Origin of the sequence: Streptomyces sp. NBC_01214, assembly GCF_026340975.1 — a bacterium.
Lineage (GTDB): Bacteria > Actinomycetota > Actinomycetes > Streptomycetales > Streptomycetaceae > Streptomyces.
The window spans coordinates 2,530,338-2,550,882 of the sequence record NZ_JAPEOS010000002.1; the positions used below are offsets into that span (position 1 = coordinate 2,530,338).

The following is a 20,545-nucleotide window of genomic DNA, read 5'->3' on the forward strand; positions in this document are numbered from 1 at the left end:
CGCCGGGAAGGGCCCCTGAAGGCCTCGCTGCCGGTCCTTCCCCTGAGCAGGGCTCTGCCGGCCGGCCACCCACGCATGCCCGCGACCACGCGTGTGATTGCTGATCGCCTGAACGGGCAACGGCCCGCCATGCCGCTACCTGTTGGAGGAGTCACCCGGTGGAGGACACGTCGACGAGGCCGCCGAGTTGTTCGAGCGGTTGTGTTCGTACATCTCCCGTGCATGAGACCGGAGGCGGCGCATTTCGGGCGGGTCCCGTCGTGATCGACGTGAAGTGGTGTCAGTTCGGCGGACCGGGCGGCGGTGCTGCCTCGTCGCCGCGTCCACCGGCCTTGCGACGTGTTGCGAGTGCACTGGCGGCTTCGCTGTCGGCCTCTGCGGCGTCGGCGAGGGCCTCGGCAGCGGCTTCCGCCGCTTTCGCCGCGTCGTTCGCCGCCTGGACGGCGAGATCGTCCGAGGACGCCTCGCGGGTGGCGGTGGACTGGGGGAGGACCTCGTTGAAGGCGCGGGTGACGTTCTGGAGGGCGGAGGTGACCTCCCCGGGTATCACCCAGAGCGTGCTGCCCGGTGCCTGCGCGATCTGGGGGAGCGCCTGGAGGTACTGGTAGGCGAGCAGCTTGGGGTCGGGGTCGTTGCGGTGGACGGCCTGGAACACCTCGTCGATGGCTCGCGACTGCCCCTCGGCCTTGAGGATCTCGGCGGTCCGGTTGCCTTCGGCGCGTAGGACGGCGGACTGCTTGTCGCCTTCCGCGGTGAGGATCTGGGACTGGCGCTGACCCTCGGCCCCGAGGATGGCGGCCCGCTTGTCCCGCTCGGCCCGCATCTGCTTCTCCATCGCGTCCTTGATGGACTGCGGCGGGTCGATGGCCTTGATCTCCACCCGGTTGACCCTCAGCCCCCACTTGCCGGTGGCCTCGTCGAGGACACCGCGGAGCTGGTTGTTGATGGTGTCGCGCGAGGTCAGGGTCTTTTCCAGGTCCATGGAGCCGACGACGTTGCGCAGGGTGGTGACGGTCAGCTGTTCCACCGCCTGGAGGAAGTTGTTGATCTCGTAGGCGGCGGCGCGCGGGTCGGTGACCTGGAAGTAGAGGACGGTGTCGATCTCGACCACCAGGTTGTCTTCGGTGATGACCGGTTGGGGTTTGAAGGAGACGACCTGCTCGCGCAGGTCGATCACCGGGTAGACGCGGTCGATGTAGGGGATGACGACGTTGAGCCCGGGCTTCAGGGTCCGGTGGTAGCGTCCGAGCCGCTCGACGTTGCGGGCGCGGGCCTGGGGGACGATCCGGACCGCCCGCACCACGGTGAAGACCGCGAGGACCGCGACGAGCAGGCCGGCTATGAGGAACGCGGAGATCTCCATGGCTCACTCCCGGGGATAGACGAGCGCGGTGGTGCCCTTGATCTCGATGACATCGACGGTCGTGCCGGGAGGGATCACCAGCGTCTCGTCGTAGGCGCGCGCCGTCCATTCCTCACCGCCGATACGGACTCTGCCACCCCACTTCGACACCTCTGATGTCACGTAGGCGGCCCCGCCGATCAGGGCGTCCACGCCGAAGCGCCCGTCCGGCGAGGAAGACAGGCGGCGAAGCGCGACCGGGCGGACGAAGACCAAGCCGACCGTCGACACGACCGCGAACACCAGAAACTGCCAGGGAAGGGGCAAGCCGGCGGCGGCGAACACGGCTGTGACCAGCGCTGCACCCCCCAGCAACCCGAGCGCGGCAGTGAGCGTGATGATCTCGACTGCGCCCAAGGCCAGAGCGGCAATCAGCCAGATCAGCCAGGAATCCATGCCTCACGCCTCCTCGTAAGCGAAGGAGAGCGACCATTGATACCTTTTGTGAGATTTTACCCATGAATTCTGTCGGGAACCGGCCGCGCAGTCCGCACGATCCTGACCCGCTTCCTGAACCTCGCCCGGGGCTTGGGCGGCGGCCGCTCCGTGACGCCGTAGCTGAGGACTGAAGCCTTGACGAGGTCCACGCCTTCGAGGAGGGCAGCCTCCTACGCAGGCGTGCGCTTCCGTCGGCCCCGATCGGAAAGGCCGCGATCTCTCATCGTCAGCCGCCTGCGGCATCCGTGGCCGGATCGTCGGTGAGCGGGAGGGAGGCAGTGATCCGTTTGCCCACGGGTTCGCGGCGGACCTGGAAGGTCCGGGCGGAGGCCATGACGATCTCGAGGCCGTGCTGTCCCACGCGGGTGGGGTCTGGAGTCAGGATCGTCGGCAGGGCCGGGTTGCTGTCCCAGACGGTCACATCCACGCAGCCGTTCCGGACTTGGAGGGTCAGCAGGCTGGGGCCGGGCGCGTATTTGCGGGTGTTGGTGACCAGCTCGCTGACGACCAGCTCCACCAGATCCAGAAAGCGGTCCGAGACCCGCAGGCCATGGACTCTCTGCACGTCGGTCAAGAAAGAGCGGGCAAGCAGCCGAGCCCCGGCAATCGGCTCACTGCCCTCGAACGCGGCAGAGAGTGACAGAGCGCGGGGGAGCGGCGTGGTGTCCGGTTCGGTCCCCTCTGCCGTCTCGTCCACGTCGGGCCGGTCTACTGCCGGGCGGCCACCTCGCCCGATCCACTGCCAGGTCATGGCTTGCAGGCTCCGGTCGACGGTCGGGTGGGGGAGAGAGCAGTGAAGGTGCTATCGGCGGCGGGCTGAGGCGGCCATGGCGAGGCCGGTGATCAGCAGGGCCAGGCCGATGATGAGAAAGGGGAATCCGGGGCCGGGCAGGATGTGCATCGCCACTCCGGCCAGGGTGAGAGGCGCGCCAACGGCCGCCAATACCTTTCCGATCTGCCGTTCCGACACGGCATGCTCCTTGCTCCGCGCTGTTGCGGATGTGGGGTCGGGAGCGTCACGGCCGGTGAGGAACGCGGTGAGTGCCCCGGCGAGAAGCGCCCAGGCGGCGGCCGCCCAGCCGAAGCGCTGACCGCCGATCAAGATGATGGCTGAGGCGACCGTCGCGCCGGCCGTCATGGCCCGGGCATTGACGGCGAATGCCCACTGCCGCCGGGCACTGCCCGGATCCCGGAGCTCGGTGAGCGCTGTCCGGATGACCAGGGCAGCGATGACGATCACCGGTGCCAACAGCGAGGTGCCGCCATCGGCCATCAGATGTGGTACCCGTCCGCGCCGACTGTCTCGGTCATGGGAGCGGTGCGCCCGGTCCGGGGTGGGACACCGAGGAGTGGCGGTCGGGGGAGGAAGTGTCCACGTGGGGCGGTGGGCATCGCGGTTTGCTTTCGGCGTCGGCGAGAAGGGCGCACTGCCCTAGGGACGCCGACCAGACTTCCCGGCACACCGCGTGCCAGCTCTTGACACGTTGCTTACACCGTATCCACCGGAGGCCGGGTTGTCTGCCCCGCACCCGCCTACGAACGCTTCGATGTCAGGTCGTGATCACCCCTGGCGGGAGGCACACCACCAAGCGGCGATGGCCGACAGAACGAGTGCGCCGGCGGCGACGATCTCCGGCCGCTCACCAGGCGTCGTGTAAAGGGCGGCCCCGGCGATCGTGAGGATCACTCCCATAGCGACAAGCGGTGAGACGGGACAACGCAGCGCCCCCGGGGCCCGCTCGGCGGGTGGTCCACCCCGGGGAGCGGCGCTAAGGAGGCCGCCTCCCGGTTGCCGAGGGTGATGGTGCCGGTCTTGTCGAGCAGCAGGGTGTTGACGTCGCCGGCGGCCTCGACCGCGCGCCCGCTCATCGCGACGACGTTGCGCTGGACGAGGCGGTCCATGCCGGCGATGCCGATGGTGGTGGGGATCAGGGTGACGAGGAGGGCCACCAACACGGTGGTGGTCTGAGCGGCGCCCGCGTGTGCGGCCATGGGCTGGAGTCCGAAGACGACCAGGATGAAGACGACGGTGAGCGCCGACAGCAGGATGTTGAGCGCGATCTCGTTCGGGGTCTTTTGCCGGGTGGCGCCCTCCACGAGGGCGATCATGCGGTCGATGAAGCTGTGCCCGGGGCGCGAGGTCACCCGTACGACGATCGAGTCGGAGAGCACGGTCGTACCGCCCGTCACGCCTGATCGGTCGCCGCCGGACTCCCGGATCACCGGGGCCGATTCGCCTGTGACGGCCGACTCGTCGACCGCTGCGGCGCCGTCGATCACATCGCCGTCGGCGGGGATCAGCTCCCCCGCCTCCACCAGGACCACATCGAGCGGCTGGAGGTCGGCCGGGGAGACGGCCTCGGTCTCGGCATGCCGGAGGTTCAGGCCGTACGTCCAGTGACGTAGGCGCAGCGCGACGGTGTCTGTGCGCGCCCGGCGCAGCGACTCGGCCTGAGCCCGGCCGCGCCCTTCGGCGACGGCCTCGGCGAAGTTGCCGAAGATCACCGTCAGCCAGAGCCAGACACTGATCACCCAGGTGAAAACGGACGGGTGAACCAGCGCCGAGAGGGTGGTCAGAGCGGACCCCACCGCCACCACGAACAGGACGGGCTTCCTGACGAGTTCACGGGGACGCAGCTTGCGCAGGGCTTCCTGGAAGGAAGCCGCCTGCTGTACGGAGTCCAGCAGGGGCCGCCTCCCTGGGCGTCTGCGGGGTGGCCGGTTGACGGGGGCCTGCGACGGGGTCCGGACGGGAGGTACCTGCCGGGTGGCGGCGGGAGGCATGGAGAGACCTATCGGTGGGATCGGCTGGGCCGGACGAGGGATGCACCGCCGGGGACCCGTCCCATAGGGCCCCTCCGGCTCGTCACGTGACGTGCGGGTCCCCTGGCGGCACAACGGGCAGGAACCTACCGCTCGTTGAGGCCATGCCGAGCATCCGGAGTCGGCAATTGGCGAGGTCTTGACGGGTGTGCGGTGACTTCCGTCAAGACTCCGTCAGTGACACGTCAACAGGTATGGATCCGCCGGCCTTGCCGGCTCGCGGAGGTGCCGGTTCCTGCGCGTCACGGGGTGCCGGCGAGTACTGGACGGTTTCCGTATGAAGTCCGACAAGACAGCGTCAGCACGGGCGCGGTCCACCCGGCGCGGGTGCATCGTCGCATTGCGGGCATCCGCCCCGCCTGGCCGAGAGAACGGATTGCAGATGGATCTGGAGAATGTCGTCGGGCTGCTCGTGGCCGTTTCCCTGCTCGCTTACCTCGTGGCAGCCCTGATCAACCCGGAGAAGTTCTGAGTCGACACTCTTCGTGGTCGTCCCGAGACGGATGAGCTGGGGTGGAGACCGTGCCCCGATACCTTGTGAGTGACCGTGTCGCACTGACGGGAGCTCCTCCTGCCCTTCCTGGTCGCGCGCTCGTGCCCTTCCGCAGCCGCCTGGCGGAGACGAGCGAAGCACTGATCCGGCTGGTGGCCGCCGCCCTGGTGGTCACCCGTGGCACCCGCCTCGCCGGGGAGCTCGCGGCTGTTTCGCCCAGCGCGCCGGATCTCCCGAGGCCGTGGTGGACCACGTCCGGGGCGATCTCACTGAGCTGCTGGAGCTGCGGGGATGCCGCTTCGAATACGGGTCCCTGCTCGGCCGCCCCCCGGCTGGAGCACGACGGCAGTGTGTCGGTCGGCCGCCGCGCCTGGGATCTGGAACGCAACGCCCGGCCCGAGGGCGAGACCGAAGTGCGCGCCAGCGGCAACGGTCACTACTACGGCCGGTTCATGCTCGCCCCCACGCCGGGTTCGGTGCCTTCGGTCCAGGCGCGCCGGGTGGCTGCGACACTCGCCGACCTGACCGGCTCCGCCCTCGACACGGCGTTGCCCGGCGAGGGCTGAACAGGGCTTGCGTATCCGCGCCGCGTAAGGATTCCGTCAAAGGCGCCACGTCCGGCGTATGGGAGCCGTCAAGGCCCCTTAACGATGCTTCCGGGATGCGGTTAGCTCTGGATCGGCCAGCTGGCCGATTCCCTACTTCCACTTCCTCCAGGAGCTCACGATGGCCGATGTGGCCTTCGTCGTCACCACGATCGCGGTTTTCGCGTTGGTGGCTCTCATCGCCAAGGGGGTGACGAAGCTGTGACTGCCGAGAACATCGTCGGCCTGGTCGTGGCCGTCGCTCTGCTGGGATATCTCGTCCTCGCCCTCGTCAAGCCGGAGAGGTTCTGAGTCCCGATATGAGCCCCGTTCTTGCTGACGTGCTCCAGGTGGCGGCGCTGATCGCCGCCCTGGCCCTGGTGCACCGCCCCCTGGGCGACTACATGGCCCGCGTCTTCTCCTCCGAGAAGCACCTGCGGGTCGAGAAGTGGATCTACCGCAGCGTCGGCGCCAATCCGAACGCTGAGATGCGCTGGTCCGCCTACCTGCGCGCGGTCCTCGCCTTCTCCGCCGTGAGCGTGCTGTTGCTGTATGTGCTCCAGCGCGTACAGCACGTCCTGCCGCTGTCACTCGGCTTCGAGGCGATCACCCCGGACCAGGCGTTCAACACCGCCGCGTCCTTCGTGTCGAACACGAACTGGCAGTCGTACTCAGGCGAGACGGCCATGAGCCACGTCACCCAGACCGCCGGCCTGGCCGTCCAGAACTTCGTCTCGGCAGCCGTCGGCATCGCCGTCGCGGTGGCCCTCGTACGCGGCTTCGCCCGCTCCCGCACGGGCGAGCTGGGCAACTTCTGGGCGGACCTGGTGCGCGGCACCGTCCGCATCCTGATCCCCATCTCGGTGATCGCCGCGATCCTGCTGGTCGCCGCGGGCGCCATCCAGAACTTCGGCGGCATCCACGACCTCACCACGGTGACCGGGCAGCCCCAGAGCATCTCGCCGGGCGCGGTGGCCTCCCAGGAAGCCATCAAGGACCTGGGCACCAACGGCGGCGGCTACTTCAACGCCAACTCCGCCCATCCCTTTGAGAACCCCAACGGCTTCTCGAACCTGCTGACGATCTTCCTGCTCCTGGTGATCCCCTTCTCGCTGCCGCGCACGTTCGGCCGCATGGTCGGCAACGTCAAGCAGGGCTACGCGATCGTCGCCGCGATGGGGACGATCTGGTTCGTCGGCGTGGTTCTGGTGACCTGGCTCGAGTACGCGCATCCCGGCACGGCCTCGCAGCTGGCGGGCGGCGCCATGGAGGGCAAGGAGCAGCGCTTCGGCGAAGGCCCGTCCTCGCTGTTCGCGGTCTCCACCACCATGACCTCCACCGGTTCGGTGAACTCCTTCCACGACTCCTACGGCGGACTGTCCGGTGGTGTGCTGCTGCTCGGCATGATGCTGGGCGAGATTGCGCCCGGAGGCGTGGGCTCCGGGCTCTACGGCATGCTGATCATGGCGGTCATCGCGGTCTTCCTGGCCGGTCTGATGGTCGGCCGTACGCCCGAGTACCTGGGCAAGAAGATCGGCACCCGCGAGATCAAGTTCGCGGCCTGCTACATCTTCATCACCCCCGCGCTGGTGCTCGTAGGCACGGCGGTGGCGATGGCCCTGCCGGACGGCAAGGAGGCCATGACCAACGTCGGGGCGCACGGCTTCTCCGAGGTTCTGTACGCCTACACCTCCGCGTCGAACAACAACGGCTCCGCGTTCGCCGGCTTCGGTGCCAACACGCCGTTCTTCAACACGGCGCTGGGCCTGTGCATGCTGTTGGGCCGGTTCCTGCCCATGGTGTTCGTGCTGGCGCTGGCCGGCTCGCTCGCCGAGCAGGCGCCCGTCCCGGCCACCGCGGGCACCCTGCGTACGGAGAAGCCGCTGTTCACCGGCCTGCTCGTCGGCGCGATCCTGATCATTACCGGTCTGACGTTCTTCCCGGCGCTGGCGCTGGGTCCGCTCGCCGAGGGGCTGGGGTCATGACCACCAACGTAAAGAACCACGAGGACCCGATGCCCACCGCCACCACTACCGGGACCCCGGCGCCGCACAGCGACGTCCCGACGGGCCACAAGCCCGACAGCGGGCGCGTGGGCGCCGGTCTCTTCGACCCCAAGCAGCTGCTGAAGTCCTTCCCGGACGCGGTGCGCAAACTCGACCCCCGTGTGATGATCAAGTCGCCGGTCATGTTCGTGGTTCTGATCGGTTCGGTCGTCACGACCGTGCTGGTGTGTCTGGACCCGACCGACTGGTTCGGCTGGGCCATCACGGCCTGGCTGTGGCTGACCACCATCTTCGCGAACCTCGCGGAGGCCGTCGCCGAGGGACGCGGCAAGGCGCAGGCAGATACTCTGCGCAAGGCCAAGACCGACACCGTCGCCCGCCGCATAGTCGGCAAGGACGAGGAGCGCGTCCCGGGCACGGAGCTGCGCATCGGCGACCTGGTGGTGTGCGAGGCCGGCGACATCATCCCCGGCGACGGAGACGTCGTCGAAGGTGTCGCGTCCGTCGACGAGTCCGCCATCACCGGCGAGTCCGCCCCGGTCATCCGTGAATCGGGCGGCGACCGCAGTGCGGTCACCGGCGGTACGAGAGTTCTCTCGGACCGCATCGTCATCAAGATCACGACGAAGCCGGGCGAGACCTTCATCGACCGGATGATCAACCTGGTGGAGGGCGCGGCGCGGCAGAAGACGCCGAACGAGATCGCCCTGAACATCCTGCTGGCCTCCCTGACGATCGTCTTCCTGCTGGCCGTGGTGACGCTGAAGCCGTTCGCGATCTACGCGGGCGCCGACGAGCAGACGTCGATGATCGTGCTGACCGCACTGCTGGTCTGCCTGATTCCCACCACCATCGGCGCCCTGCTCTCCGCGATCGGCATCGCCGGCATGGACCGCCTCGTCCAGCGCAACGTGCTGGCCATGTCCGGGCGCGCCGTCGAGGCCGCCGGCGACGTCTCCACCCTGCTCCTCGACAAGACAGGCACCATCACCCTGGGCAACCGCCAGGCGTCGGAGTTCGTCCCCGTCAAGGGCACCACCGCAGCCGAGCTCGCGGACGCCGCCCAGCTGTCCTCGCTGGCCGACGAGACCCCTGAGGGCCGCTCCATCGTCGTCCTGGCGAAGGAGAAGTACGGGCTGCGCGAACGCCACCAGGGCGAACTGACCCACGCCTCCTGGGTCCCGTTCACCGCCCAGACCCGCATGTCAGGTGTCGACGTGGACGGCAGGAAGACCCGCAAGGGCGCCTCGGGCTCCATCATCACCTGGGTCAAGGAGCAGGGCGGCCAGGTCGCTGCCGACGCCCAGGAACTCACCGACACCATCTCCCAGGCCGGCGGCACCCCGCTACTGGTCGCCGTCGAGGACGAGAAGGGCGCCCGCGTCCTCGGTGTCATCCACCTCAAGGACGTCGTCAAGGAGGGCATGCGCGAGCGGTTCGATGAGCTGCGCCGCATGGGCATCAAGACGGTCATGATCACGGGTGACAACCCGCTGACCGCGAAGGCCATCGCGGAGGAGGCGGGCGTGGACGACTTCCTCGCCGAGGCCACGCCCGAGGACAAGATGGCCCTCATCAAGCGGGAGCAGGCCGGCGGCAAGCTCGTCGCGATGACCGGTGACGGTACGAACGACGCCCCGGCCCTCGCGCAGGCCGACGTCGGCGTGGCCATGAACACGGGCACCTCGGCCGCCAAGGAGGCCGGGAACATGGTGGACCTGGACTCCAACCCCACCAAACTCATCGAGATCGTCGAGATCGGCAAGCAACTCCTCATCACCCGGGGTGCGCTCACGACCTTCTCCATCGCCAACGACGTCGCGAAGTACTTCGCGATCATCCCGGCCATGTTCGCGGTCGCCTACCCGGGCCTGGACAAGCTCAACATCATGGGCCTTGCCTCGCCCGAGTCCGCGATCCTCTCCGCGGTCATCTTCAACGCGTTGATCATCATCGCTCTCGTGCCGCTCGCCCTGAAGGGCGTCCGGTACCGGCCGACCAGCGCGGACAAGATGCTGCGCCGCAACCTCGGGATCTACGGCCTGGGCGGCCTGATCGCCCCGTTCATCGGCATCAAGCTCATCGACCTGCTCATCTCCCTCATCCCCGGGCTCGCCTGAATTAGGAACGTGCTGATCGCCATGAACAACTCCGTCTCCAACACAGGCCGTCTCCTGGTCGCCGCGCTGCGGATGCTGCTGGTGCTGACCGTCGTGACCGGCATCCTCTACCCGCTCGCCGTCACCGGGGTCGCCCAGGCGCTCTTCCACGACAAGGCCAACGGCTCCTTGGTCAAGGCCGATGGCCAAGAGGTCGGCTCCTCGCTCATCGGCCAGAGCTGGGACCTCCCCAAGAAGAACCCGGATGACGAGGAAGAGGCAGCGCGTCCGGACCCCAAGTGGTTCCAGCCGCGCCCGTCCAACAGCGGCTACAACCCCCTGGCCACCGGCTCCAGCCAGCTCGGCGCGTCCGACTCCCGGCTGGTGCAAGCGGTCACCGATGCCAAGAAGCAGGTGGCCGAGTTCAACGGCGTCCCGGAATCCGAGGTGCCCAAGGACGCGGTCACCGGCTCCGCCTCCGCGATCGACCCGCACATCTCCCCGGAGTACGCGGAGATTCAGATCAAGCGCGTGGCCAAGGAGAACGGCCTCACTGAGCAGCAGGCGGCCAAGCTGGTCGAGGAGCACACCGAGGGCCGCACCGCCGGCTTCCTCGGCGAGCCCCACGTCAACGTCCTGAAGCTCAACCTCGCGCTGAAGGATCTGGCCAAGCGCTGATGCCCGGCCTGAACGGGCTTCGGAGCCGCCGGGACACGGGATTTCCGTGTCCCGCCGGCTCCGCCCCATATCCAGCACGCCCACCGCGGAAGGAAGGCGCCACACAGATGACCAGGGTCCTGGTGGTGGAAGACGACCCGCAGCTCGTCCGCGCCCTGAGGATCAACCTTCAGGCACGCAAGTTCGACGTCGAGTCGGCGACCGACGGCAGTTCGGCCCTCCGCCTCGCCGCCGCCCGCAAACCGGACGTCATACTGCTGGACCTCGGCCTGCCCGACATGGACGGCATCGAAGTCATCAAGGGCGTACGGGACTGGAGCCGCGTCCCGATCCTCGTCCTGTCGGCCCGCCACACCTCCGAGGACAAGATCAGGGCGCTCGATGCCGGAGCCGACGACTACGTCACCAAGCCTTTCAGCATGGACGAGCTGCTGGCCCGGCTGCGCGCAGCGGTCCGCCGCCAGGAGGCCGCTGAGCCTTCGCAGGAGACGGTCCTGGTGACGACCAGCGACTTCACGGTGGATCTGGTGGCCAAAAAGGTTCGGCGTGATGGCCGGGATGTCCGGCTCACTCCGACCGAGTGGCACCTGCTGGAAATCCTCATCACCCACCCCGGCAGGCTGATCAGCCAGCGTCAGCTGTTGCTTGAGGTGTGGGGCCCGACGTACGAAGACAAGACCAACTACCTGCGTGTCTACATGGCCCAGCTCCGGCGCAAACTGGAAGCGGACCCGGCGCATCCCAGATACCTGATCACCGAGCCCGGCATGGGCTACCGCTTCGAAGGCTGAACGACATGAGACGCGGCACATTCCGGATCTACCTCGGCGCCGCCCCGGGCGTCGGCAAGACGTACGCCATGCTCTCGGAGGGGCACCGCAGGATCGAGCGCGGCACCGACGCCGTCGTCGCCTTCGTCGAGCACCACGGCCGCCCCCGCACCGAGGTCATGCTCCACGGACTCGAAGAGATCCCGCGGGCCGAGCTGGAGTACCGGGGTGGCGTCTTCACGGAGATGGACGTGGACGCCGTACTGGCCCGACGCCCTGCCGTGGCACTCGTGGACGAACTCGCCCACACCAATGTGCCCGGCTCCCGTAACGCCAAGCGCTGGCAGGACGTCGAGGAACTCCTCCAGGCAGGCATCGACGTCGTATCCACGGTCAACATCCAGCACCTGGAGTCCCTCGGCGACGTCGTCGAGGCCATAACCGGGGTCCGGCAGCAGGAAACCGTGCCCGACGAGGTGGTCCGCCGGGCCGACCAGATCGAGCTGGTCGACATGTCCCCGCAGGCCCTGCGCCGGCGCATGGCACACGGCAACGTCTACAAACCCGACAAGGTCGACGCCGCCCTGTCGAACTACTTCCGCCCCGGCAACCTCACCGCCCTGCGCGAGCTGGCCCTCCTGTGGGTCGCCGACCGGGTCGACGAGTACCTCCAGGAGTACCGGGGCGAGCACAACATCCGCTCCACCTGGCAAGCCCGCGAGCGGATCGTCGTCGGTCTGACCGGTGGTCCCGAAGGCCGACAGCTCATCCGCCGGGCCGCACGCCTCGCCGAGAAGGGCGCCGGCGGTGAAGTCCTCGCCGTCTACATCGCCCGCAGCGACGGGCTCACCTCCGCCTCGCCCAAGGAACTGGCCGTCCAGCGGACCCTGGTCGAGGACCTCGGCGGCACCTTCCACCACGTCATCGGCGACGACATCCCCGACGCCCTGCTGGAATTCGCCCGCGGCGTCAACGCCACCCAGATCGTCCTCGGCGTGAGCCGCCGCCGCCCCTGGCAGTACATCTTCGGCCCCGGCGTCAGCGCCACCGTCGCCCGCGAGTCCGGACCCGACCTCGACGTCCACATCGTCACCCACGACGCGGCCGCCAAGGGCCGGGGCCTCCCCGTGGCACGCGGCGCCCGCCTGGGCCGATCCCGCATCATCTGGGGTTGGCTGGTCGGCATCGCCGGACCGGTGATCCTGACCGTACTGCTGCGCACCGTCGTGCCCGACCTCGGGCTCACCAACGACATGCTGCTCTTCCTCACGCTGACCGTGGCCGCAGCCCTGCTCGGCGGACTGCTCCCCGCGCTGGCCTCGGCCGCCTTCGGGTCCCTGCTGCTCAACTACTTCTTCACACCGCCACTGCACCTGTGGACCATCGCAGACCCCAAGAACATCGTCGCCATCGCCGTCTTCTTCGCGGTCGCCGTCTCCGTCGCCTCCGTGGTCGACCTCGCCGCTCGCCGTACCCACCAGGCCGCCCGGCTGCGCGCCGAAGCCGAGATCCTCTCCTTCCTGGCCGGCAGCGTCCTGCGCGGCGAAACCGCCCTGCCCGCCCTGCTGGAACGGGTCCGCGAGACCTTCGCCATGGAATCGGTGGCCCTGCTCGAACGCGACAACGAGGTCGAACCGTGGACCCTCGCGGCCGGCACCGGACCCGCTCCGGCCGCGCGACCCGAGGACGCCGACGTCGACATGCCCATCGGCGAGAACATGGCCCTCGCCCTCACCGGCCGCGTCCTCCCGGCCGAGGACCGCCGGGTCCTTGGCGCCTTCGCCGCCCAGGCCGCCGTCGTCCTCGACCGCCAGCGCCTCGTCGGTCAGGCAGAGGAGGCCCAGCGCCTGGCCGAGGGCAACCGCATCCGAACCGCGCTGCTGGCAGCCGTCAGCCACGACCTCCGCACGCCCCTCGCCGGAATCAAGGCATCCGTCACCTCCCTCCGCGCCGATGACGTGGAATGGTCGGAAGAGGACCAAGCCGACCTGCTCGAAGGCATCGAAGAGGGAGCGGACCGGCTCGACGCCCTGGTCGGCAACCTCCTCGACATGTCCCGCCTCCAGACCGGCACCGTCACCCCGCTGATCCGCGAGACCGACCTCGACGAAGTGGTCCCGATGGCCCTGGCCGGAGTGCCCGACGACAGCGTCGAACTCGACATCCCCGAAACCCTCCCCATGGTCGCGGTCGACCGCGGTCTGCTCGAACGGGCAGTCGCCAACATCGTCGAGAACGCCGTCAAGTACAGCCCCGAAGGCCAACCCGTCCTCGTCTCGGCCAGTGCGCTGGCCGAGCGCGTGGAACTGCGCGTCGTCGACCGCGGCCCAGGCATCCCGGACGAGGCCAAGGACCGCATCTTCGAACCCTTCCAGCGCTACGGAGACGCCCCCGCCGGAGCCGGCGTGGGCCTCGGCCTCGCCGTCGCACGCGGCTTCACCGAAGCCATCGGAGGCACCCTGACAGCGGAGGACACCCCCGGCGGCGGTCTGACCATGGTCCTCACCCTTCCCACCGCCGAAGCGGCGACGGGGCCCCACGATGCTCCCCGGGCGGCCCTGACGTGACGCCTCACGTTCTCATCCGCTACGGCCGACAGGAGGGAGCCGGTACGAACACCCTCCCCACCCGTGCGCCGGTCCGACTGCCTGCGGGTACTCTGGGCCGCCGCGGTCCTTGACGCATCCCTGACGGCAGGGCCCGTTGCGGGGACCGTGTCGGAGGGCGGGCGAAGTGGCTGGACGTGTGGCCGGGGTGTGGCGGCTGTTCACCGCGCATCCCGCCCGTAGCGTGGTGTCGGCGTTCGCCCTGGTGATCGCCATCGGCACGGTGCTGCTGATGCTGCCTGCGGCGTCCACCGACGGCTCGGTCACCGACCCGCTCACCGCCCTGTTCACCTCCACCTCCGCAGTGTGCGTGACGGGGCTGGTCGTCGTGGACACCGCCACCCACTGGAGCGGCTTCGGCGAGGGCGTCATCCTGGCCCTCATCCAGGTGGGCGGGTTCGGCATCATGACGATGGCCTCCCTGCTCGCCCTGCTCGTCTCCGGCCGGCTGCGCCTGCGGATGCAGCTCACCGCCGCCGCGGAGACGAAGAGCCTGGGAATCGGTGACGTACGGCGCGTCCTGCTCGGCGTGGCCGGCTGCACCCTTGCCGTGGAGCTCGCCGTGGGGGCGTTCCTCGCCCTGCGGCTGCGGTTCGGCTACGACCGCTCCTACGCCGAGGCCGCGTACTCCGGCTTCTTCCACGCCGTCTCGGCCTTCAACAACGCGGGCTTCGGCCTCCACGCCGACAGCATCGTCCCCTACGCGCAGGACCCCTGGTTCACGATGCCGATCGCCGCGGCGGTGATCCTGGGAGGTCTGGGCTTCCCGGTGCTGCTCGAACTCCTGCGCCACCGCACCCGCAGGCGCACCACGGGGCGGCGCAACTGGTCCCTGCACACCCGGCTGACCCTCGTCACCAGCGCGGTCCTGCTGCTGGTGGGCACGGTCATGACATGCCTGCTGGAATGGACCAATGCCGGCACCCTCGGCGCCTTCGACTGGGACGAGAAGATCCTCAACGGATTCTTCTACTCGGCGATGAGCCGCACGGCAGGCTTCAACTCCATCGACATGGGCGCACTGAACGCCTCGACCATCCTGTTCACCTGCACACTGATGTTCATCGGCGGCGGCAGCGCCGGCACCGCCGGCGGCATCAAGGTGACCACCTTCTCGGTCCTGGCCGCCGCCATGCTCGCCGAAGTCCGCGGCGAACCCAACTCCACCGTGATGGGCCGTCGCCTGGCCCCCCACGCCCTGCGCCAGGCCCTCACGGTCGCCCTCCTGGGTATCGGGCTGGTCATCACCGCCACCCTGGCCCTGCTCACCGTCACCAAGGCCCCGGCCGAGGCGGTGCTGTTCGAGGCGGTGTCCGCGTTCGGCACGGTCGGCCTGTCGACCGGCATCACCGCCGACATCCCGGCCGTCGGTCAGCTCATCCTGATCCTGCTGATGTTCATCGGCAGGCTCGGACCCATCACCCTGGTCTCCTCCCTCGCCCTGCGCGAGCGGACCCGCCGCTACCAGCTACCCGAGGAGCGACCCGTCATTGGGTAACTACCTGAACTCCCTGCGCCACCGCCGCCGCAAGCGCCTCCTCGACCTCGGCGCCCAGCTGCACTCCGACCAGCGCGTCGCCGTCATCGGACTGGGACGGTTCGGCAGCTCCCTCGCTCACGAACTGACCCGGCGCGGCTGGGACGTCCTGGGCATCGACACCGACGCCTCCCTGGTGCAGAAGCACAGTGACGCCCTCACGCACACCGCCGTCGCCGACTGCACCGACCCGGAAGTCCTCCACCAGCTCGGCGTGCATGACTTCCCGAGCGTCGTGGTCGGCATCGGCACCGACATAGAGGCCAGCATCCTCATCGCCTCCAACCTCCTCGAGGAGCGGGTCCCGAACATCTGGGCCAAGGCCATCAGCCGCCAGCACGGCCAGATCCTCGAACGCCTCGGGGTCCACCACGTCGTCCTCCCCGAACACGAGATGGGCGAACGCGTCGCCCATCTCGTGACCGGCCGCATGCTCGACTTCATCGAGTTCGACGACGACTACGCCCTGGTCAAGACCATCACCCCGACCACGATCACCGGTGTCCCCCTCGCCCAGAGCGCGGTCCGCAGCAAGTACGGCATCACCGTCGTCGGCATCAAGCGGCCCGGCCAGGACTTCACCCACGCCACCGCCGAAACCCTCGTGGAGAAGGGCGACGTCATCATCGTCACCGGCAAGACGCGCGACGTGGAAGCCTTCGCCGAACTCGGCTGAGCCGGCCATCCGCTGTCGGGGCGACGCCCGCCCGGCAGCGTGGCGAGACCGCCGCGCCGAGGGCGACGCCCCGCGTGTGCGCCGTACGTGTGTGCGGTAGGACGTGGCCCGCGTGCACTGTGCGTTCAGGTACGGAGGTCTCGCAGTCGGTAGCCGATGAGTCCGACGGCTGCGGCGAGCGTGGCGACGGCAGTCATCAGCAAGGCCGCGGGCCAGTTGACGGGGGCGTCCGGTACGGCGGCCAGGTGCGCGAACGGGGAGAGCCGGCCGATCCATGCCGGCAGGCCGGACCCTTCGGCGAGCACCTTCAGCAGGAAGCCGCCCGCGGCCGGCAACGATCCGATGACGGTGACCGCGCGCGGCGCCCAGCCGAGGGCGAGTACACCGGCGCCCAGGCAGAGGAGTGCGACCGGCAGTACGTTCCAGGCGCCGGACAACGCGGAGGCAAGGCCGAGGTCGGCACCGACGGCCCTGGTCCCGGTCCAGGTGGCAACGCCGGCGACGGTGGTGAGCACGACGACGCCGCCCAAAGCAGCGGCGACCTCGCCAGTGAGCACGGTCGCCCGGGTGAGCGGCTGGCCGTACAGGAGGGTCAGGCGCCGACTGGCTTCGTCTGCGGCGAGTGCGGCGAGCCGGACCGCGACGAATGCTCCAGCCGGAACTGCCAGCAGCGCGAACAGCGTCGCGGTGTATCCCGGGACCGTGCCGAGCCCGGTGAAGCCCGCCTGCGCGGCGAGTTCGGCGAACCTCGGATTGTCGGTGAGGAAATCCGTCATGGATACGGCCAGCACCCCGATGAGTAGGTAGTACGCCCCGACACCCGCAGACCAGGCGGCCAGCGGCCGCGCCAGCCGCCGTACCGCGAACGCCTGGACCGAGCCGAGCAGCCACGTACGCGCAGCCCGCCCGGAGGACGAGCGCAGGTATCCGCCGCGGATGTCACGCCCCCCGGCAGCGACCACGGCCCCCGTGACGAGTGCCAGGCAGGCGGCCAGCAGGACCACCAGAGGCCAGATCCGGTTCCCGTCGTACGGGCGGGCCAGCGCCATCAGACCGAAAGGCGACAGCCAGCGCAGCCACCCAAGGGGGGCGACCCCGTCCCCGACCATCCGCAGCAGCATGCCGATGCCGAGCAGCGCCACCGCCGCGCCACTGGCCGCCGCCCGGGTCGCGAACACCTGAGCGCTCATCATGCCCGCCGCAGCGAAGAACACCCCGCACAACCCCAGAGCGGCACTGTGCACCGCGGCGCCGCTCACAGCCGCACCGGCAGCGACCAGACCGGCGAACGCGGCAGTGCCCGCGGTGAGCGACGCCGCCACCAGGACAGCGACGTGCCATGCCACCACGGCCGTGACCGGCAGCCGCCCGGCCAGCAGCACATCCCATCGGCCGGCGTCCTCCTCGCCCCGGGTGATCCGGGTCGCAGCGAGCAGCACCCAGACCGACAGCACCACCGCCAACGCCGTCCCCGTGCGCCACACGGCGAACCCGCCAGCCTCATCCAACGCGACCGGTTCGCCGAACAGAGTGCGGATTGCCGGATTGCCCGCCAGCGTCTGCAAGGCTGCCGCATCCGCTGGGTCCTTGACCGTGCTTGCGTAGGCAGCCACCGCCACTGCCGACATCCCTGCCATCAGGCCGATCACGAAGAGTGCGCCGCGCCGAGTCTGCCGAAGAGCCAGGGAGAGGACCGCCCGCCCCGCCGAGGCGTCGGGGGCTGCCTGCTCGGCCGGCGAGCTGACGGCCATCACTGCTGTTCCCCGCCGTAGTAGCCGAGGAAGATCTCTTCCAGCGACGGTTCCCGCATCGTGAGGCTGACCACGTCCGCAGCCGCCAAGACCTGCAGGGCGTCCCCGGGCGGGCCGGCGAGGGTGAACCGCACCGAGGCCGCGCCGGTCACCTCGACCGCCTCCACACCGGGCACTCGTGCCAGATCCGGGGGCGCGCCGTTGAAGCACACCGTCACCTCCGTGCGGTGCAGCCGTCGCAGCGCCGTCACGGCGGCGACATCGACGAGCCGCCCGGCCCGCAGGATCGCCACCTTGTCGCAGACCGCCTCGACCTCGGCAAGCATGTGGGAACTGAGGAATACCGTCTGGCCGTTGTCCCGGGCCTCGCGGACGGCGCGACGGAACTCGCGTTCCATCAGCGGATCCAGGCCACTGGTCGGTTCGTCCAGCACGAGCAGAGGCGCCCGGGTGGCGAACGCGGCCACCAGCGCCACCTTCTGCCGGTTGCCCGTCGAGTACGTCCGCCCCGGCTTGGACAGGTCGAGATCGAACCGCTCGACCAGCTCATCCCGGTAGGACCGGTCGGTACCGGGTCCCGTGCGCGCCAGCAGCTCAAGCATCTCTGCGCCGGTCAGCTGCGGCCACAACGCCACATCAGCCGGCACGTACGCAAGGCGCCCGTGCGTCACGGCGACGTCAGCCGCGTCAGTGCCGAAGATCCATGCTCGGCCGGCGGTGGGGCGGGCCAGCCCCAGCAGCAACCGGATGGTGGTGGACTTGCCAGCACCGTTGGGGCCGAGGAAGCCGAACACCTCGCCGACCGGGACGCTCAAATCCAGTCCGTCCAGCGCGAGGACGGGGCCGTACCGCTTGGTCAGGGATTGGGTACGAAAGGCGTGCGAGACCATGCTGGCCCCCTGAGTCGGTACGGCAGGCACACGGCCCCTAACCGCCGACCAGACTTCCCGGCACACCACTCGTGAAGATACTCGCGCCTGGTTGCGGTGGACAAGCGGCAGGCACGAACTGCGACATGCACGCCCAGGTGGAGCCAGCCAGCCGGTGGCGCTCCCGGGCCTTGACGAGCTTTGAGTCGGCGGGCTCATGTGTGCCGCACCAGCCTGTCGTACGCCCGAGCGCCATGGCGCCGCCGTCGCCGATTGAGTGACGGTGCCGAGGTGCAACTGGTCCCTGACTTGTCCGAGAGGCATTGCCGATCGGAAGCGTTGGGCACGCGGTGTGACGACCGGACGTCGAACGGTGTCTGGTCCATAGGGGGTTCGTGTGCTGGTGGTACAAGCCTCGCGGCGCCCTGACCTGCGGAGACGTGGCGGTCGGGGCTGGGTTGTGCAGCGCTGGTCCGGGATGGGTCCGGATCTTGGTCGGGCTCGACTGGGCGGAAATAACTCTGAGACTGCGTGTGTTACCCCCTGGCACGTGCGACAAGGGGGGTGTCGAGCCTGAAACTGTTTTACACGAAGAACGGCGTGACTGAGGTCATGCCGCGATTGGCTGAGGCTGAGGCCGATGTACAGGGCCTGGTCGAGGGGGCGATGGAGACGATGCTCGGGGTTCGATTCCTCGCCTCCGAGTACAGCACCGGTCCCGTTCACGGCGGGCGCATCGACTCGCTGGGGCTCGATGAGAACGGTGCTCCGGTGATCGTCGAGTACAAGCGATCCACTGACCCCGGCGTGCTGTCGCAAGGGCTGTTCTACTTGGCCTGGCTGATGGATCACCGCACCGAGTTCCAGGTGTTGGTCCGCGAGCGTCTCGGGGTGACTGCGGCGTCGCAGGTGTTGTGGAGCGCGCCCCGGCTGATCTGCGTCGCTGGCGATTTCACCCGCTACGACCTCCACGCGATCCGCGAGCACCGGAGATCGATCGACCTGGTGCGGTACCGGCTGTTCGGCGAGCACCACATCGCACTCGAGACGGTCGCCTCGGTCGCCGGGCAGGCCAAAGCGTCTCCGCGCCCGCGTCGTCGTGGCGCTGACGCGCCAGCGCCTGCGCGGCAGGCGTCAGGAGCGATGGCGGAGCTTGCGGCAGCGGTGGACGAGGTGCTCCTGGGGCTGGGCGAGGACGTCTCGAAGGTCCGGCGCAAGCAGTACGACGCGTACCAGAGGCTGCGGAACTTCGCCTGCGTCACGGCCAGGCAGGACAAGCTCCTGGCGTACCTCAAAGCAGCCCCGGCGGCCGTCGACCTCGTTTCGGGCTTCACGAGGGACGTGACGGGGCTGGGACACCACGGCACTGGTGACCTGGAGGTCCAGTTGCACTCGGAGAAGGACGTGGAGCGCGCGCTGGACCTGTTTCGGCTGTCGTATGTTGCGGTGGCGTAGGGCCTGGCGACCGAGCGCTGGGGCCCTCGCCCTGAGCGAGCGGAGCGCGCTGTCCGTGAAATTCGGGAAGGCATTCGGGTTCTCGGCGGGGCCTTTCGACGGATCGAGCGGGGACGTGGCGGTGGAGGTCGCCATCTTCCCCACGATCCCCGGTGTCGGATGACCAGGCGGCCTTCGGCGATGTCGTTGTGGCTGCGCTGGGCTTCGGCGCTGACCTCACGTACTTCGTCGCGGGTACACCAGGGGAAGGGATGGTTGCCCCAGGTCCGTTCCGTGTCGATCCTTTCCTGGAGGGCCGTCTCGATCTCGACGGTGAAGCGGTATCGACTCAGCTGTTTGGCTGCGGTGTTCGCGTAGT

The 20,545-nt window shown here is 69.1% G+C and carries 17 protein-coding genes and 1 pseudogene; 11 read left to right on the top strand and 7 right to left on the bottom strand.

Annotated features, from left to right (window positions below; translation table 11 throughout):
- Positions 1–280: 280 nt before the first annotated feature.
- The 5 genes and pseudogenes from OG594_RS36055 to OG594_RS36075 form a co-directional block, all read right to left on the bottom strand.
- Positions 281–1,363 (bottom strand): SPFH domain-containing protein, encoded by a 1,083-nt coding sequence (locus OG594_RS36055; protein WP_252310255.1) that lies wholly within the window; start codon positions 1,361–1,363, stop codon positions 281–283.
- A gap of 3 nt (positions 1,364–1,366) precedes the next feature.
- Positions 1,367–1,798, bottom strand: coding sequence for an NfeD family protein (locus OG594_RS36060; RefSeq protein WP_252310256.1), 432 nt, complete (start codon positions 1,796–1,798; stop codon positions 1,367–1,369).
- 268 nt (positions 1,799–2,066) lie between these two features.
- On the bottom strand, positions 2,067–2,591 hold the full coding sequence (locus OG594_RS36065; RefSeq protein WP_266444519.1) for an ATP-binding protein: 525 nt from the start codon (positions 2,589–2,591) through the stop codon (positions 2,067–2,069).
- 51 nt (positions 2,592–2,642) lie between these two features.
- Complete coding sequence (locus OG594_RS36070) at positions 2,643–3,113, bottom strand: PGPGW domain-containing protein (RefSeq protein WP_252310258.1); 471 nt, start codon at positions 3,111–3,113, stop codon at positions 2,643–2,645.
- Positions 3,114–3,592: 479 nt separating this feature from the next.
- A pseudogene (locus OG594_RS36075) lies at positions 3,593–4,624 on the bottom strand (HAD-IC family P-type ATPase); the annotation flags it as partial.
- A gap of 421 nt (positions 4,625–5,045) precedes the next feature.
- On the opposite strand from OG594_RS36075, the gene kdpF (OG594_RS36080) reads away from it, so the two are divergent.
- The 10 genes from kdpF (OG594_RS36080) (at position 5,046) to OG594_RS36125 (ending at position 16,112) form a co-directional block, all read left to right on the top strand.
- Entirely contained in the window at positions 5,046–5,135 is a 90-nt protein-coding gene (gene kdpF, locus OG594_RS36080) for a K(+)-transporting ATPase subunit F (RefSeq protein WP_252310259.1), read from the top strand.
- A 122-nt stretch (positions 5,136–5,257) separates the two neighbouring features.
- Positions 5,258–5,722: a hypothetical protein gene (locus tag OG594_RS36085; protein ID WP_266444522.1), complete on the top strand. Its 465-nt coding sequence runs from the start codon at positions 5,258–5,260 to the stop codon at positions 5,720–5,722.
- Positions 5,723–5,962: 240 nt separating this feature from the next.
- The gene (gene kdpF / locus OG594_RS36090) at positions 5,963–6,052 is read left to right on the top strand and encodes a K(+)-transporting ATPase subunit F (protein ID WP_018845955.1); all 90 of its coding nucleotides are present in this window, start codon (positions 5,963–5,965) and stop codon (positions 6,050–6,052) included.
- An 8-nt stretch (positions 6,053–6,060) separates the two neighbouring features.
- Positions 6,061–7,725, top strand: coding sequence for a potassium-transporting ATPase subunit KdpA (gene kdpA / locus OG594_RS36095; protein ID WP_266606554.1), 1,665 nt, complete (start codon positions 6,061–6,063; stop codon positions 7,723–7,725).
- On the top strand, positions 7,722–9,866 hold the full coding sequence (gene kdpB / locus OG594_RS36100) for a potassium-transporting ATPase subunit KdpB (RefSeq protein ID WP_266444525.1): 2,145 nt from the start codon (positions 7,722–7,724) through the stop codon (positions 9,864–9,866). Before kdpA ends, kdpB begins: the two co-directional genes overlap by 4 nt.
- A 21-nt stretch (positions 9,867–9,887) precedes the next feature.
- Complete coding sequence (kdpC, locus tag OG594_RS36105; RefSeq protein WP_266445575.1) at positions 9,888–10,523, top strand: potassium-transporting ATPase subunit KdpC; 636 nt, start codon at positions 9,888–9,890, stop codon at positions 10,521–10,523.
- Between the two features lie 107 nt (positions 10,524–10,630).
- On the top strand, positions 10,631–11,314 hold the full coding sequence (locus OG594_RS36110) for a response regulator (protein WP_252310263.1): 684 nt from the start codon (positions 10,631–10,633) through the stop codon (positions 11,312–11,314).
- A 5-nt stretch (positions 11,315–11,319) separates the two neighbouring features.
- Positions 11,320–13,860 (top strand): sensor histidine kinase KdpD, encoded by a 2,541-nt coding sequence (locus tag OG594_RS36115; RefSeq protein WP_252310264.1) that lies wholly within the window; start codon positions 11,320–11,322, stop codon positions 13,858–13,860.
- 166 nt (positions 13,861–14,026) lie between these two features.
- On the top strand, positions 14,027–15,397 hold the full coding sequence (locus OG594_RS36120) for a TrkH family potassium uptake protein (RefSeq protein ID WP_252310265.1): 1,371 nt from the start codon (positions 14,027–14,029) through the stop codon (positions 15,395–15,397).
- The gene (locus OG594_RS36125; RefSeq protein ID WP_252310266.1) at positions 15,390–16,112 is read left to right on the top strand and encodes a TrkA family potassium uptake protein; all 723 of its coding nucleotides are present in this window, start codon (positions 15,390–15,392) and stop codon (positions 16,110–16,112) included. Before OG594_RS36120 ends, OG594_RS36125 begins: the two co-directional genes overlap by 8 nt.
- Before the next feature lie 125 nt (positions 16,113–16,237).
- Here the strand turns inward: OG594_RS36125 and OG594_RS36130 are convergent, their stop codons facing one another.
- Complete coding sequence (locus OG594_RS36130) at positions 16,238–17,863, bottom strand: ABC transporter permease (RefSeq protein ID WP_252310267.1); 1,626 nt, start codon at positions 17,861–17,863, stop codon at positions 16,238–16,240.
- Positions 17,863–18,753 carry an ABC transporter ATP-binding protein gene (locus tag OG594_RS36135; RefSeq protein ID WP_266606555.1) on the bottom strand — a complete coding sequence of 297 codons (891 nt, stop codon included), beginning with the start codon at positions 18,751–18,753 and terminating at the stop codon, positions 17,863–17,865. The genes OG594_RS36130 and OG594_RS36135 overlap by 1 nt, the downstream gene beginning before the upstream one ends.
- Before the next feature lie 543 nt (positions 18,754–19,296).
- Between OG594_RS36135 and OG594_RS36140 the strand changes: the two genes are divergently transcribed.
- A complete protein-coding gene (locus tag OG594_RS36140; RefSeq protein WP_266606556.1) occupies positions 19,297–20,187 on the top strand; it encodes a DUF5655 domain-containing protein in 891 nt (296 codons plus the stop codon).
- Positions 20,188–20,545 lie beyond the last annotated feature (358 nt).

What these genes read in the sequence shown, in the direction of transcription:
- kdpF (WP_252310259.1), top strand. Translation starts at nt 5,046, where the DNA reads ATGGATCTGGAGAATGTCGTCGGGCTGCTCGTGGCCGTTTCCCTGCTC.
- OG594_RS36055 (WP_252310255.1), bottom strand. Translation starts at nt 1,363, where the DNA reads ATGGAGATCTCCGCGTTCCTCATAGCCGGCCTGCTCGTCGCGGTCCTC.
- OG594_RS36135 (WP_266606555.1), bottom strand. Translation starts at nt 18,753, where the DNA reads ATGGTCTCGCACGCCTTTCGTACCCAATCCCTGACCAAGCGGTACGGC.
- OG594_RS36070 (WP_252310258.1), bottom strand. Translation starts at nt 3,113, where the DNA reads ATGGCCGATGGCGGCACCTCGCTGTTGGCACCGGTGATCGTCATCGCT.
- OG594_RS36065 (WP_266444519.1), bottom strand. Translation starts at nt 2,591, where the DNA reads ATGACCTGGCAGTGGATCGGGCGAGGTGGCCGCCCGGCAGTAGACCGG.
- OG594_RS36115 (WP_252310264.1), top strand. Translation starts at nt 11,320, where the DNA reads ATGAGACGCGGCACATTCCGGATCTACCTCGGCGCCGCCCCGGGCGTC.
- OG594_RS36060 (WP_252310256.1), bottom strand. Translation starts at nt 1,798, where the DNA reads ATGGATTCCTGGCTGATCTGGCTGATTGCCGCTCTGGCCTTGGGCGCA.
- kdpB (WP_266444525.1), top strand. Translation starts at nt 7,722, where the DNA reads ATGACCACCAACGTAAAGAACCACGAGGACCCGATGCCCACCGCCACC.
- OG594_RS36110 (WP_252310263.1), top strand. Translation starts at nt 10,631, where the DNA reads ATGACCAGGGTCCTGGTGGTGGAAGACGACCCGCAGCTCGTCCGCGCC.
- kdpC (WP_266445575.1), top strand. Translation starts at nt 9,888, where the DNA reads ATGAACAACTCCGTCTCCAACACAGGCCGTCTCCTGGTCGCCGCGCTG.
- kdpA (WP_266606554.1), top strand. Translation starts at nt 6,061, where the DNA reads ATGAGCCCCGTTCTTGCTGACGTGCTCCAGGTGGCGGCGCTGATCGCC.
- OG594_RS36130 (WP_252310267.1), bottom strand. Translation starts at nt 17,863, where the DNA reads ATGGCCGTCAGCTCGCCGGCCGAGCAGGCAGCCCCCGACGCCTCGGCG.